This window comes from Methylobacterium sp. Leaf91, from assembly GCF_001422815.1.
Lineage (GTDB): Bacteria > Pseudomonadota > Alphaproteobacteria > Rhizobiales > Beijerinckiaceae > Methylobacterium.
Genome location: NZ_LMMP01000004.1, coordinates 146,964 through 160,113, shown reverse-complemented (window position 1 = coordinate 160,113; position 13,150 = coordinate 146,964). Strand labels below are relative to the sequence as shown.

The 13,150-nt window shown below is 64.6% G+C and carries 16 protein-coding genes; all 16 read right to left on the bottom strand.

What is annotated here, in order from left to right:
- Positions 1–416 precede the first annotated feature (416 nt).
- Positions 417–1,421, bottom strand: a complete 1,005-nt coding sequence (locus tag ASF32_RS06195) for an ATP-binding protein (RefSeq protein ID WP_056424968.1) — start codon at positions 1,419–1,421, stop codon at positions 417–419.
- Positions 1,418–1,999: a SpoIIE family protein phosphatase gene (locus ASF32_RS06190; RefSeq protein WP_056424965.1), complete on the bottom strand. Its 582-nt coding sequence runs from the start codon at positions 1,997–1,999 to the stop codon at positions 1,418–1,420. Before ASF32_RS06190 ends, ASF32_RS06195 begins: the two co-directional genes overlap by 4 nt.
- Entirely contained in the window at positions 1,996–2,439 is a 444-nt protein-coding gene (locus tag ASF32_RS06185) for an ATP-binding protein (RefSeq protein WP_056424963.1), read from the bottom strand. The genes ASF32_RS06190 and ASF32_RS06185 overlap by 4 nt, the downstream gene beginning before the upstream one ends.
- A complete protein-coding gene (locus ASF32_RS06180; RefSeq protein ID WP_082470523.1) occupies positions 2,436–2,879 on the bottom strand; it encodes an anti-sigma regulatory factor in 444 nt (147 codons plus the stop codon). Before ASF32_RS06180 ends, ASF32_RS06185 begins: the two co-directional genes overlap by 4 nt.
- Entirely contained in the window at positions 2,857–3,246 is a 390-nt protein-coding gene (locus ASF32_RS06175) for an STAS domain-containing protein (protein ID WP_056424960.1), read from the bottom strand. The genes ASF32_RS06180 and ASF32_RS06175 overlap by 23 nt, the downstream gene beginning before the upstream one ends.
- A complete protein-coding gene (locus ASF32_RS06170; RefSeq protein ID WP_056424957.1) occupies positions 3,246–4,103 on the bottom strand; it encodes an STAS domain-containing protein in 858 nt (285 codons plus the stop codon). The genes ASF32_RS06175 and ASF32_RS06170 overlap by 1 nt, the downstream gene beginning before the upstream one ends.
- Positions 4,103–4,477 carry a response regulator gene (locus ASF32_RS06165; protein WP_244483599.1) on the bottom strand — a complete coding sequence of 125 codons (375 nt, stop codon included), beginning with the start codon at positions 4,475–4,477 and terminating at the stop codon, positions 4,103–4,105. The genes ASF32_RS06170 and ASF32_RS06165 overlap by 1 nt, the downstream gene beginning before the upstream one ends.
- A gap of 162 nt (positions 4,478–4,639) precedes the next feature.
- Positions 4,640–5,875, bottom strand: coding sequence for a methyl-accepting chemotaxis protein (locus tag ASF32_RS06160; protein ID WP_056424952.1), 1,236 nt, complete (start codon positions 5,873–5,875; stop codon positions 4,640–4,642).
- A gap of 3 nt (positions 5,876–5,878) precedes the next feature.
- A complete protein-coding gene (locus ASF32_RS06155; protein WP_056424947.1) occupies positions 5,879–6,253 on the bottom strand; it encodes a response regulator in 375 nt (124 codons plus the stop codon).
- A 126-nt stretch (positions 6,254–6,379) separates the two neighbouring features.
- Positions 6,380–7,180: a ParA family protein gene (locus tag ASF32_RS06150; RefSeq protein ID WP_056424944.1), complete on the bottom strand. Its 801-nt coding sequence runs from the start codon at positions 7,178–7,180 to the stop codon at positions 6,380–6,382.
- A complete protein-coding gene (locus ASF32_RS06145) occupies positions 7,177–7,428 on the bottom strand; it encodes a hypothetical protein (RefSeq protein ID WP_056424942.1) in 252 nt (83 codons plus the stop codon). The genes ASF32_RS06150 and ASF32_RS06145 overlap by 4 nt, the downstream gene beginning before the upstream one ends.
- Entirely contained in the window at positions 7,428–10,100 is a 2,673-nt protein-coding gene (locus ASF32_RS06140) for a chemotaxis protein CheA (protein ID WP_056424940.1), read from the bottom strand. The genes ASF32_RS06145 and ASF32_RS06140 overlap by 1 nt, the downstream gene beginning before the upstream one ends.
- Positions 10,097–10,480 (bottom strand): response regulator, encoded by a 384-nt coding sequence (locus ASF32_RS06135; RefSeq protein ID WP_056424938.1) that lies wholly within the window; start codon positions 10,478–10,480, stop codon positions 10,097–10,099. The genes ASF32_RS06140 and ASF32_RS06135 overlap by 4 nt, the downstream gene beginning before the upstream one ends.
- A 1-nt stretch (position 10,481) precedes the next feature.
- Positions 10,482–11,357, bottom strand: a complete 876-nt coding sequence (locus ASF32_RS06130; RefSeq protein WP_244478146.1) for a protein-glutamate O-methyltransferase CheR — start codon at positions 11,355–11,357, stop codon at positions 10,482–10,484.
- Positions 11,357–11,974: a HEAT repeat domain-containing protein gene (locus ASF32_RS06125; RefSeq protein WP_056424935.1), complete on the bottom strand. Its 618-nt coding sequence runs from the start codon at positions 11,972–11,974 to the stop codon at positions 11,357–11,359. The genes ASF32_RS06130 and ASF32_RS06125 overlap by 1 nt, the downstream gene beginning before the upstream one ends.
- 1 nt (position 11,975) lies before the next feature.
- Complete coding sequence (gene cheB, locus ASF32_RS06120) at positions 11,976–13,079, bottom strand: chemotaxis-specific protein-glutamate methyltransferase CheB (RefSeq protein ID WP_056424932.1); 1,104 nt, start codon at positions 13,077–13,079, stop codon at positions 11,976–11,978.
- Positions 13,080–13,150 lie beyond the last annotated feature (71 nt).

Here is a 13,150-nt window from a genome sequence, read left to right as displayed (position 1 = left end):
TGGGACATGGACTGTCTCCCGGCCTCGAGGAATCGGTCGATTCATTCTTTCGGAGTAGGTAGTGTTAATCGGGCGTTCATCCGCCGCAAGTGTGGCAGACGCCTATGCAGTCTACATTCGTCATTGCATCGCACTTCGACACTAGCGGTTCTCACACGCCACCGGCACGAGAACACGTTCACGATCAACGACGGACGGCAGATTGGTGCATCGCACAACGATGCATATTCCGCCTCGGTAGTACTCCGTGCTCAGGCCGATTTGGGCAGTGGCGAAAACTCTTACGGATCATGAGAGCGACCTGAGGGCCGACCCTGCGCTGAGCATTCCGCCGGGCGGACGCCTCTTAAATCGATGCGGATGAAGCCGTGAGGGGATCATATAGGCCGCTGCCGGAAAGGTGCGGTGATGGGCTGTCAGAACACAACTGGAAACGACATCGTCACCACCGTGCCGCGCTCGAACCGCGACGCGATCTCGAACTCGCCCGACCATCCCATGACGATCCCCTTGACGATGGCGAGGCCTAAGCCGGTGCCCTGACCCTCGGTCTTTGTGGTGAAGAAAGGATCGGTCGCACAGGCCGCGACCTCTTCGGACATGCCACACCCGTCGTCGATCACCACGAGCTGAAGGCATGGCACCTCGGCAGGACCCTCGGTGAAGCGCCGGTTGCAACGGTCGACCCGCACCGTGATGCGCGATGCCTCGGCCTGCATGGCGTTCTGGACGAGATTGAGCAGGATCTGGGTGACCTCGCTCTCCGTGGCGAGAACCGGGCTCTCGGTATCCCGAATCGCGACATCGAGAGGCGGACGCAGCATTGGCTGGAGGAACGCGCAGGCATTCTCCACCGCATGGCCCAAGGGTATGGCTTCGGGTACCCTGCGCTCCTGTCTGACATAGGCCAGGATGTTGCGGATGACCCCGACCGCCTGATCGCTGCAGGCGAGGATGGTTTCGAGGTCTGCCCGCTCGGGCGCATTCGCCTCGAAATCCGCGAGCATGATCTCCGTCATGCCATGGACCGGCTGAAGCAGGTTATTCAGTTCGTGCGCCACCGAGCCAACCATCTGGCCGAGGGTCTCGAGGCGCTGACGCTCCCGTTCCGTTCGCTTGCTCTCCTCCTGCCGCTGCCGTTCAAGCAGTTCGAGCTTGCTCCCGAAGGCAATGGCCGCCGCGATGGCCAGGGCGCTCAGACAGGCCGACATCCGGCGGATCATGGCCGGCTCGCTGATGGCGATTCCCATCTCCGACAGGGATAGAGTGGCCCCCTCGTGAAGGCCGACAATGTCTTCGAGCGAGACACCTGTCGCGATGGCCTCGCGGCCAAGCTCCTCGATATCGACGAGAGCGGCCTCCCCCTCGGTCATCACGTAGGAGGCCATCCCGGCGGCATAGCGGTCGAGGAAGGCCTTCACACCACGGCTCCGTCGAAGGCGACGCAGAGGACGGAGCAATCGTCGCTCTCGCATCCGAAGCGTGCGAGCAGGCAATCCGCGAGCCTTTGTGGTTCGTCGCGAAACCGCCAGCAGGTCTCGTCGATATCCACGTGCCGCAGGCCGTCGCTCCATAGAACCAGCACATCCGCCGGATCGAACGCGAATGTGAGGGGGCGGATCGCTCGGATTCCTGCCCCGACGATGCCTGCGGCCCCGTCGAAGCGCCGCGTTCGAGCGCCGAATATCCCGCCCTGAATGTTGCCGACCCCCGCAACGGTCAATGTCATCGCGGCAAGGTCGATCTGCACGAGGGTGGCCGCCACGCCCCGTGTGCGCACGATCGCCCGATCGGCCCGTTGCATCCGTTCGGCCAGGCCGAGGCCGGAAGAATCCTCCACGGCGGCCATGAAGGATTCGGCGGCGAGCCGCGCGGAGGTGCCATGCCCGAGGCCGTCCGCCACGGCGATGAGCGTCGAGTCATTCTCCCGCCACCAGGCGACGACGTCACCGCAAGCGGTCTCACCCGGGAATGAGCGCAGGGACGAGGCGATCTTCATATACGGGTCAGGCTGCAGGCGATGCGGGTTCCCTCGCCGGGACGCGTCGTCACCGCGAAGGTGTCGACGAGGCGCCTTGTCCCGGGCAACCCGCATCCCAGGCCTCCGAGGGTCGAGTAGCCATCCTGCATGGCCAGAGCGAGATCGGGTATGCCGGGGCCGTCGTCCTCTGCGGTGAAGCCGATGGTTGGAATGCCGTTCACCAGCGCGGCTGTCAGGTGGATGACGCCGCCACGGTCGGCATGGAGGACGAGATTGGTCGCGATCTCGGACACCGCCGTGGCGAAGCCATAGGCCTGCACCGTCTTGAAGCCATGTCGGCCGGCTATATGCCGTGCGGCCCGCCGGGCCTCGGCCACGTCGATCTCCGCGATGATTCGGAACATCAGCGTTTCGAGGGGGGCCTCGTCCGGACGTTCGGATCCGATGGGCGTCGTCATGTATGCCGCACCATCTGCGCCCGGATCATGGTTCGTCCCGGCCGCGTCTCCACGATCATGTCGTCCATCAACCTGAGGACGGCGGACATGCCGAGACCGAGTCCTCCGCCGGTCGAGAAGCCCGGAGTGAGGGCGGCGGTCACGTTGTCGATGCCGGGTCCCCGATCCTCGATTTCCAGCACGATGGTGCGGGTCAGGACCGCCACCTGTGTGGTGATGCGGCATTGGCCACCGCCGGCGTAGCGGAGGGCGTTGCGGGCCAGTTCGGAGATCACCGTGGCGAGGCGGGTCTGATCGACGGTGCCGAGCCCTATGTTCCGGGCTGCGTCCCGCCCGGCCTGACGCGCGATCAGGATGTCTTCCTGTCCGTGAATCTCCACGACCGATACCAGGATCGCCGACGTCTCGTCGGGAAACTCAGACCTCGGGTGGTTCGTCACGGTGACCTCCGCGGGTGGCCATCGCCCTCTGAACCTTCGCGACGCCGCCTTCGAGGTCGAACGCCGTTTCCATCTGAATCAGGTTCTGGCCCATCTCCACCAGAGTCAGCGCCACGGCGGGGCGCATGCCGGCCAGTACCGCGACACCGCCCATGATGCCGACCATCTTGGCGGTCTCCGACAGCACCCGCGCCATGTACGAATCCACTACGTCGACGGCGGTGATGTCGATGACGAGCCCATCCGCGCGGTCGTCGCGGAGCAGGGCCAGCGCATCGATCTGCAGATCCATGACCTGCTGGTCCGTCAGGTCGGCGGGCAGGGAGGTCAGCAGGACGCGCCCGAGCTTCAGGATCGGGACGCGCATCAGAACCCCGCCTTGCTGGGCGGTGCCTGGCCATCGGCGGAGAGCAGGCGGAAAGCTTCGCCGAGGCCGGCCCGCAAGGTGCCGCGGGTGATCATGCTCGTGAGGTTCACATCGAGCTTCACCAAAGTCTGCGCTGCATCCGGGCTGATGCCGGTGACGATGACCTTGGCGCCCAGAAGGCGTGCCGCCTCCACGGTCTTTGTGAGATGGAGGGCGACGCGGCTGTCGATCACCGGCACTCCCGTCACGTCGAGGATGGCGATGTGGGCTTCCTCCCGCGTCAACGCTTCGAGCAGCCATTCCATGATCTGTCGCGCCCGCTGCGTATCGACGATGCCCACGAGCGGCATCAGCACGATGTGGCGCCAGATCGGCAGGGCCGGTGTCGCAAGGTCGAGAAGCGCACGGCTCTGGCGCTCGATCAGCCGCTCGCGGGTCTCGACGAAGGCCGAGAAGGTCACGAGGGCAACTCTGTCCACCGTGGCATTCAGGTGCGCGAGAGTCTCGAGGAGTTCGGACGAAAGACCGCCGGCTTCGCGCTGGATGACCGCGCTGACGACGGGTTTCAGCGACATGACGAGGGTCGCGGTCTGGGCGGGGGTGTAGCCGTCCCGAGCCCGCGCCGAGCTGATGATGGTTGCCTGTGAGGCGACCTCGCGGAAGCTGTCCTCGGTTCCTTCAATGCCGCTGAGGAAGAACGCCGTCAGCGCGTCGAGAAAGGCGGCGAGTTCGATTCGCAGAACGCGGGGTGAAGCACTCGGTGTCACGCCGGCACCGCGATCGTCGCGTAAACGCTCGATCCATGAATCGATCACCGCATCGCGGTGCTCCGACAGGATACGTCCGAGACTGTGCATCAATTCACTCCCTTCAGACGGGCGGCGAGCAGTTCCGTCACGCAGTTCAAGAGCTCTTGCATGCCCACGGGCTTCATCAGCACGCGGTCGGCTCCGGCCCGGATCGCCTCTTCGGTAGAGAAGAGCTGGGGCATCCGTGGCGCCCCGCCCGTGATCGCCACCAGGGGAAGCGGCCGGGTGCGCGATTTCACGTGCTGGATCAGCGTCAATCCATCCTGTCCCGGCATCCAGAGATCGGTCACGATCAGGTCGAATGAACCCGATCCCAGCGCCTGTTCCGCTTCGCCCACGGAACCGCATTCGGTCACCAAATGACCGCCGCGTTCGAGGAATTTGCGGATGGTCCGCCTGACGACAGGGATGTCGTCCACCACCAGGACGGTTGCCATGCGCGCGTGATCACTTTCTGCTTGTAAACGGTACCAGCGGAGCCGAGAGACCGGACGTTAATGTAGGTTACCATTATCCCGCTCTAGGCGCAGCACGGTGACCCATGGTTTGTGGTTCAGGCCCCATGCGTTTCATATGCAGGGAGCCTAGAAAAGCTCGATCTCGTCGCCGCCTCCGACAACGAGTTTGCGCGGTGGAGATGGGCCATCGGCGTTCGCCACGGCGGCGAACTCATCGAGATCGGGCAACTCGCCCGTGGACTGGGCGGCGTTGCCCAACGCATCGAGATTGTGGCGTGCCGCCGCGAAGATCGTCTCGAGATGTTCGAGACGCTGGCGCGTGACATCCTGGAACTGAATCGAAGCCATGAGCTCGACCACCGGCTGAGCGATGCGTGCGCTTTCGTCCTGAACCTTCACCAGCGTGTCGCGCTGATGCGAGATCAGTCGCTCCATGTTCTCGGTCAGGTCCGATATTGCCGTCGAGATCTTCCCGAGTTCCACACGCTCACCCGCGATGCGGTGACTGACGAGGGTCGTCAGGTTTTCCCGAATCGAGCCACGCAGCGTCATCAAACCCTCGTTGATGCGGGTCGCCGCCTGATCGGAGGCTTGCGACAGCTGCTTGACCTCGGATGCGACAACGCCGAAGCCGGCCCCGAACTCCCCAGCGCGCGCCGCCTCGATAGCGGCGTTGAGAGCGAGGAGATTCGTCCGCCTTGCTATGTCGCGGATACCGCCGACCAGGCCGCTCAGTTGATCCGTCGCGGTTTCCACATCCTCGAGCCGCACGCGGCACTCCTCGATGTCCCGGTCACGGCTTTCGAGAAAGGCCGCGATCAGGTTCCGGTTCGTCACGAGTTGCCGGTCGGTCTCCTCCACGATCTCGATCACGCGGGTGTTGGACCCGGACGAATCGAGGAAGCTCAGAAGGTCCGACATGGCGATGTCGACCGCTCGCAGGCTCATCATGATGTTATAGGCCGCCGCTTCGGTCTCGGATGTCACCGAAGCGGTGTCACGCGAGGCCCGCGCGAAGAGCTGATCGTAGACGCCGAAATGCTGCGTCAAGGCATGGTTGAATGGCGGAGGCTCGGTGCCAGACGGCCTGTCCGGCTCCTCCTCACCCGCCTTCGTCTCAGTCTGCTCATGGACGTCGTCGTCCGCGGCAGGGGCGGAAGCAGGATCGTCGGTTCGACCGCCGGACAGGCGTGTCGCGGTGGAAGCCAGCCACGTCGTCGCGAACCCTGCCGCCGCGATGGCGAGGAGGGCCGGCGTGAGACCGAGCGTGGGCAATCCGGCCGCGCCGACGACGAGGGCCGAAAATCCGGCCGCGAGCGGTGCGATCCGCTCCGGCGGTGGAAGGATGGCTTCCCGCCTCATGATTCAGGCGCCCGGCACGAGCTGGCGAATGACCTTGATGAGGGCGGTCGCATCGACTGGTTTCACAATCCAACCGGTGGCTCCGGCCGATTTAGCTTCGTTCCGTTTGTCCTGCTGCGACTCCGTCGTCAGCATCAGGATCGGCGTGAATTGAAGGCCAGGAAGCTTACGTACACGGCGGATCAGCTCGATCCCGTCCATCGCGCCCATATTGAGATCGGTGATGACGAGAGAAGGCTTGGTTCCGGTCTTTAAAGTCTCGAGCGCCTGCTCACCGTTCGCTGCTTTGACAACGCCGAGTCCAGCTTTGGTCAGAATTCCCTCGATGCTCATGAGCATCGTAGGGGAATCATCGACGATCATGATGGTCGCTGCCATGAATGCTCCTTAGACAAATTATAGAAGTCGAGATCAGTCGTAATTTTCTGGAAACCAATCAATAGGTGCAAAATCATTGATTAGTGGTTTCATTGTTCCAGATCCATCTTCTTTCCCCAGCGCATTTCAGGATAAACGGGTATCAAAAGCCTGATCGGGGTTGAGTTCAGGCCAGAGCCCCCCCAGTTCATCCGCCAGCACGCGATAATCAGCCGCACCACGACTGCGCGGGGCGTAATCGTGGATTGGCCGCCGGGCAGCGAAGGCCTCCGCGAGCTGAATGTCGGATCGGATCCCGCTGAGCAGGCGGTTGAAGCCGAACTCCGTGCCGACATCCTGCAGGGTATCCCGGTGATGGCTCGTGCGCGGATTCAGCATCACGGGAAGCAGGCCCGCCAGCGTCAGCCCCGCATTCACCGTCATGGCGATCCGGAAGAACAGCCGCGTCAGTTGCCGCACGCCTTCGGCTGACAAGGCGTGGGGGATCATTGGGATCAGGACGCTATCGGCGGCCGCCAGGGCATTGACCAGGACCATGTCGAGAGAGGGCGGCGTATCGAGGATGACGAGATCGAACCGCTCGGCGATGGCGGGGGACCGTAAGTTACGTCGCAGAGCCGAGACACTTCGGTCGGCTACGCCCGTCCCGTCGAAGAGCGGGTCGGCGGGCGCCACCGCGACATTGGCCGATACGCTCGGCCGGATGGCCTCCTCGATCGAGAAGCCCGTCTTGGAGAAGATGTGATGCGCCGTCGGCTCGTCCCGGCCCGCCACCACGCCGAAGCCGAGCCCGGCATGCCCCTGTGTGTCGAGATCGACGAGCAAGATGCGATGGCCGCGTGCCCCCCACTCCGCCGCGAGGTTGACAGCCGTCGTGGTCTTGCCGCTGCCTCCCTTCCGGTTGGAGATGGCGAGAATGGCGGTCACCTGTCGGCTCCGATCCCGCTGAGGAACGGCATGATTGCCTGGGCGAGCGTGGGATCCGACGGCGGCGCGATGCTGGCCGGCCGTGCGGCCGCCAGCACTTGGAGCAGGGCCGTGTGCAGGCCGGCGCATTGCGTCAGCACGACCTTGGGCACCTTGACCCGGCCGAAGAAGGCCTGGAGGTCGAGGGCTTCCTCCACCGAGCAATGACCTTCGAAATGCACGGTCGTGCGAGCAATTCTCAGCGGCATCAGATCAATTCCTTGAGGTCCAGGATGAGCAGGACGCGGCCGTCTCCCAGGAGCGCGGTCCCCGAATAGCCCCGCATGCCCGCCAGGGCGCCCTGGAGGGGCTTGAGGATCACGTCCATTCCCTCGCGGAAATCGTCGATGACGAGGCCCACATGACGGCCGTCGATCTGGCAGACGAGGACCGCCTCCTCGGCTTCCTCGTCGCTGTTCCGCTGGCGCGCCGGCACGCCCAGCAGGGTCGACATCCGCATCAGAGGGATGACGATGTCGCGCAGGACGAAGGCTTCGGCGCGCTTGATCCGCTGGATCCGGCTTTCCGGCACCCGGACCGTCTCGGCGATCATGTCCATGGGCACGCCGTAGACGCCATCCGCGGCCTCCACGACCATCACCCGCGTCACCGCCATGCTGAGCGGCAGTGTGAGTCGGGTGGTGGTGCCTTCGCCCAGGCGCGATGTCACGGAAACACGGCCGCCGAGCTTCTCGACCGTGGTCAGCACCACGTCCATGCCGACGCCGCGACCGGACAGGTCGGAGATCTCATGCGCCGTGGAGAAGCCCGGCCTGTAGATCAGGTTGATCGCCTCCTGATCGGACAGGCGGCCGGCCTCATCGGCATCGATGACACCCTTCTCGATCGCCGCGGCGCGGATCCGGGCCGGATCGATACCGCGCCCGTCATCCTGCACCTCGATGACCACGCCGTCGGCTTCCTGGCGGGCCCGCAGACGCAGGCTCGCCGTGCGTGCCTTGCCGGCGGCCTCGCGTATCTCGGGCTGCTCGATGCCGTGATCGAGGGAGTTGCGGACGATATGCAGTAGCGGGTCGCCGAGCGCTTCGATGATCGTCTTGTCGGCCGCCGTGTCTTCCCCTTCCACGGACAGGTCGATCTGCTTGCCGAGCTTGCGGGCGAGATCGCGTACCAGACGTGGGAATCGATCGAAAATGTCCGAGACCGGAAGCATCTGGACCTGCATGATCGCGCCCTGCATTTCCTGCGCGAGGCGGTCGATGACAGCGTATTGCTCCTTGATCTCCCGCGACATGTCCCGGGAGCCGTAGGTTTCCTCTGCCCGTTTGGCCAGGAAGGGCAGGCTGTTCTTCGAGACTACGAGCTCGCCGATCAGATTCATCAGCAGATCGACTTTGGCTTGCTCGACCTTGAGGGTCTTCTGCGGCGCGCGCACCTCCGGAGCTGCATTCCGTGCGGCTCCGTCCGGCCCCGGCCCCGGCCCCGGCCCCGGTGCGGTACTCTTTGGGAGATCGGCAGCTTTCGGCAGGTCGGTTGCCGAGGTAATCGAGGGGAGTGGATCCGACGGGGGGAGGGTATCCGGCGTCCCACCGCTTTCGAGCACGTCCAGGAAGATCAGGAGCGGAAGCGTCGAGCGGCTCTCATGAGTATCGACGATCGCCTGCTGGAACGCATGACGTTGCGCGTCCAGGCCGAGGCCGACGAGCAGGTTGCCGACCACCGCCGCGACGGAGGCCAGCCGAATCTCGTCATACCCGTCCTTGCCGAGGGCTTGCCGCTGGCCGGCAAGAATGCTGCGTGCCACCGCTCCGTTGGGGCCGTCCAATAGCGTGGTCGGAGCCCCCGACGCAGTAGCGGATACGGTGGAATTCCCTGCGCCGCCGAAGCGCCCGGTGCCGGCCGCGTCGATCAGGGCGCGGACGAGGTCGTGGTCCGGAGCGGTGGCGGAGGCTGCGTCTTCGAGCCAGGAAAGGGCGTCGTTGCGCCATAGACCCGGCCCGGTGAAGCTCCGAAGCGTCGCCGCGCTGGCACGGATGGCCGCAAGATCGCCTGCCGCGTACTGGGCCGAGGCCGCCTCGTAAAAATCGTCCCAGACCGGCCCGTCGCTCGGCTCCCCGGCAATCTGGACGAGGTCACGGGCAGAGACCGGGCTGAACGAGACCTGATCCAGCTCGTAGCGTATCGCCTGCTCCACCTCGGTCCGGGGGGCGTCCGTGAGGATGTGGAAGCGTAGGTTGCAATGGTAGGGGTCGAGATCAGCTACCGGTCCCCAGGGCGCCACCGCCTCGATGGTGAAGGCCATGGCCTCGGGAACCTGGAGGGCGGCCTGAAGCGGGTCGGTGCCCGCATAGAAGCAGCCGGGGTCGGGCTCGTAGCACAAGGCCAGAACGGTCGCGCCTCGACAGGCACGACGGAATCCCACCCGAAGGGATTCCACGGGCAGGCGATGCAGCCAGATCGGCGGCGCTTCGGCCGGCAGCGTTGCGTCAGCCGTCGTGGCGGTTTCCGGCGAATCCTTGGAGGCGACCCGAGCACGCAGGCCCGATGCCATCCGGCTGGCTACGCCATCGGCATCGGCGGGAAGCTCGGCGTCGCCTTCGAGACGGTCGACCCAGAGGCTGACCTGGTCCAGGCTGTCGAGCAGCATGTCGACAAGGCTCGAATCGAGGACGATTTCCTGCGCTCGAACCGCACCGAGCAGATCCTCGGCGGCGTGGACGAGACGGGTCAGCGCGGTCGCGTCGAACAGCCCCGACGACCCTTTCAGGGTATGGACGGCCCGAAACACTTCATTGATCGCAGGTCCGTCCTGCGGGTTCTTCTCGAGCCGCAGCAGGCCGCCGGCGGAGGCCTGCAACAGTTCCCGCGCTTCCGGAATGAAGCGCTGCAGCAAGGGGTTGTTACGGCTCGGGTTGCTCATGCCGCTGCACCGGTGAGAAGGCGGGCGGTCTGGACCAGAGCGACGGGATCGGCGGGCTTCACCAGGTAGAGGTTGGCGCCTGCATCATAGGCTCTGGCGGCATCCTGGTCACCGGCTTCGGTACTGATCGCCACCATGGGAATCGCCCGTAGTGCCGGCTCGTTCCGAAGGCGAGACAGCAACTCGTAGCCGTCCATCTTCGGCATGTTGATGTCGACGATCAGCATGTCGAAACGGCCGAGAAGCGCCCGCTCCAATCCCTCGAATCCATTCGCCGCCTCCTCGACGACGAAGCCCGCCCGGCTGAGCACGTCGCGGTAGAACATGCGCATCGTCGCGCCGTCCTCGACCACGAGGATCTGTTTCTGTTCGGCGCTCATCTCAATCGTTCCCGAGAGGCTTCTGATAGACGATCGTGTCGCCGAATTTGCGCGGCTGAAACATCGACGAGATCCGGCTCATGCTCTCGGAATGCCCGAGGCAGATGAAGCCGCCCGGCGACAGGCAGTCGTAGAGTGCTTCGACGGCCAGCCGGCGCGACACGTCGTCGAAGTAAATCAGAAGGTTACGGCAGAAGATGACGTCGACGGCGCGGTAGCGGGTCGTATGTAGGGGGTCGACGATATTGGCGATGGAGAAGTCGACGGATTCGCGTAACTCCTCGCGGAGTTGGAAGCGATCCGGTCCGACACTTTGGAAATACTTCGCACGCAGTGCCGGAGTGAGCCGGTGCAGCGAGCGCTCGCCGTAAATGCCCTGGCGTGCCTCGTTCAGCACGCGGGTGTCGATGTCCGAACCCCTGATCTCGATGGCGAAATCATCGGCCCGCGACCAGTTCTCGATGATCTGGATCGCGACGGAATAGGGTTCCTCGCCGGTCGAGCACGGCATCGACCAGATCCGCAGGGTATCGCCGATCTTACGCGAGCGTGCGATCTCCGGCAGCATGCCCTGGACCAGGGCATTGAACTGATAATCCTCGCGGAAGAAATAGGTCTCGTTCACCGTCATGATGTTGACGAGGCATTGAAGCTCCTCGCCAGAGGCCTGGAAGCGAACCAGATCGAAATAACGCCGGAAGCTTGTGCTTCCCGTCTTTTCCATACGGTCATGCAGGCGCTTCTCAACGAAGTACCCTTTCTTGTCGTTGAATAGAATGCCTGTCCTGCGATAGAAAAACTCGAAGAAGATGTTGTATTCTTCTTCGCTGATCGGAGGGTGCCCCTGTCTCATCGTCATGGCGCTGGAGAGCGGCATTACAATCCTCTGATCCGGCGGATCACGGCCGAAACCGCGAAGGCAATGAAGGGGACGTCGGGGAAACGGCCGGGGAGGGCTTCCAGCGCGGGAATGGCGTGTTCGGTGCCGATCTCGGCCAGTCCCTCGACGGCGGCCGCGCAGACATTCACGTGCTCGTCCTCGGCCACGACCTGCGTCAGCCAAAGCGGCGTGCTGGGATGCGGCAGCAGGCTCACGATGTTCACGGCGAAGATGCGCACGTCGCTATCGGCATCGGCGAGCAACTCGGCGACGAACGGCTCGACCTCGGACGGCATCTCCTGAAGCGCCTCGATGACGGCATTGCGCAGGCCGGTATCCTCGCTGCGCAGGAACGGCAGCAGGCCTTCCACCACGCGCTCGGATTTCAGCCGAATGAGAGACGTGACGATGGCGCTCCGGACACTGAGGGCGCTCTCCACTGCCAGCCGATCGCATAGCAGCGGCACTGCTTCCGGGACTGCGCCGAGGGTCCGCGCGGCACCGCGACGCGCCGAAGCCTCCAGGGAGGCGAGTTCGAGGCTCAGCGTCGCCAGATCGATGGTGGACGCCATTACCTGCGTGTCGCCGAGTGCGGCGGGTTTCCTCAGTGCCATCCTAAGCTCCCTGGGCTCGAAGGCCGGCCTGTGGCCGAAGCCAAGCGGTGAGTTGTGCGGCGATGGCGTGGCTCGGCAGCACCATGCTGGCGCCTCCGAGCTTGATGAGTTCGTTCGGCATGCCGAACACGACGCTGGTGTCGGCATCCTGTGCGATGGTCAGGCCGCCGCGCTGGTGGATCCGGGCCATGGCCTCGGCGCCGTCATTGCCCATGCCGGTGAGTTGCACGCCGATGAGTTGCTCGGCCGGAAAATGATCGAGGGCGCTGACGACCAGGCGGGTGACGCTCGGATGCCAGAGATGATCCTGAGACTGGGGCAGCGGGGTCGCCGAATGACCGGTGCCGCGCTTCGTCACGACGAGGTCGGCGTCGCCCTTGGCGATATAGATCGTTCCTGCCGCCAGCGGCGTCTGGCGCGCCGCCTCGACCACGGACAAGGCGCAGAGCTCGTTCAGGCGCCGGGCGAAGACGCCGGTGAAGCTTCCGGGCATGTGCTGGGCCACCAGGACCGGCCAGGGGAGATCGGCAGGCAGAAGCGGCAGGATTTCCTCCAACACGCTCGGGCCGCCCGTGGAGACGCCCACCAGGACGAGGCCCATGCGGCCCCGCGCGCCGGCCCTTACGCGGTTCGAGACGCTGTCGACGGGAGCCGAAGCGGGTGCGGGGCGCCTCGCCCCGATGCGCTGGCGCAGACCGATGCTACGCCGGATCCGCACCCGTGCAGCACCGCGGATCTTGGTGAGCAACTCGTGGTGGATGCGGTCGATCGACAACGAGATCGTACCGCCGGGCTTCTGGACGAAGTCCACCGCACCGAGCCGCAACGCCTGGAGGGTCGTCTCTGCGCCTTCCTCGGTGATGGAGGAGACCATCACCACGGGGCGCGGGTAATCGCTCATGATCCGGGAGAGGCAGGTGATCCCGTCCATCTCCGGCATGTTCACGTCGAGGGTGATGACCTGCGGGTCGAATTCCTCCAGGCTCGCCAGGGCCTCGACGCCGTTGCGTGCGGCACGGACGATGAAATCGCCCTGGCCTTCGAGCAACTGGGTCAGATGCCGGCGCATGAGCGCGGAATCGTCGACGATGAGCACCTTGATCATGCAACTGTCTGACGGATGAGGTGAAAAGGAGCAGAAGCGCAAGAACGGCACGATCCGGATTCGTGGATCGA

Bases quoted from the DNA above. Each gene is read 5' to 3' on its own strand.
- cheB (WP_056424932.1), bottom strand. From the start codon at position 13,079: ATGATCAAGGTGCTCATCGTCGACGATTCCGCGCTCATGCGCCGGCAT.
- ASF32_RS06175 (WP_056424960.1), bottom strand. From the start codon at position 3,246: ATGCGCGTCCCGATCCTGAAGCTCGGGCGCGTCCTGCTGACCTCCCTG.
- ASF32_RS06135 (WP_056424938.1), bottom strand. From the start codon at position 10,480: ATGAGCGCCGAACAGAAACAGATCCTCGTGGTCGAGGACGGCGCGACG.
- ASF32_RS06185 (WP_056424963.1), bottom strand. From the start codon at position 2,439: ATGACGACGCCCATCGGATCCGAACGTCCGGACGAGGCCCCCCTCGAA.
- ASF32_RS06130 (WP_244478146.1), bottom strand. From the start codon at position 11,357: ATGCCGCTCTCCAGCGCCATGACGATGAGACAGGGGCACCCTCCGATC.
- ASF32_RS06125 (WP_056424935.1), bottom strand. From the start codon at position 11,974: ATGGCACTGAGGAAACCCGCCGCACTCGGCGACACGCAGGTAATGGCG.
- ASF32_RS06190 (WP_056424965.1), bottom strand. From the start codon at position 1,999: ATGAAGATCGCCTCGTCCCTGCGCTCATTCCCGGGTGAGACCGCTTGC.
- ASF32_RS06155 (WP_056424947.1), bottom strand. From the start codon at position 6,253: ATGGCAGCGACCATCATGATCGTCGATGATTCCCCTACGATGCTCATG.
- ASF32_RS06170 (WP_056424957.1), bottom strand. From the start codon at position 4,103: ATGCACAGTCTCGGACGTATCCTGTCGGAGCACCGCGATGCGGTGATC.
- ASF32_RS06145 (WP_056424942.1), bottom strand. From the start codon at position 7,428: ATGCCGCTGAGAATTGCTCGCACGACCGTGCATTTCGAAGGTCATTGC.
- ASF32_RS06160 (WP_056424952.1), bottom strand. From the start codon at position 5,875: ATGAGGCGGGAAGCCATCCTTCCACCGCCGGAGCGGATCGCACCGCTC.
- ASF32_RS06140 (WP_056424940.1), bottom strand. From the start codon at position 10,100: ATGAGCAACCCGAGCCGTAACAACCCCTTGCTGCAGCGCTTCATTCCG.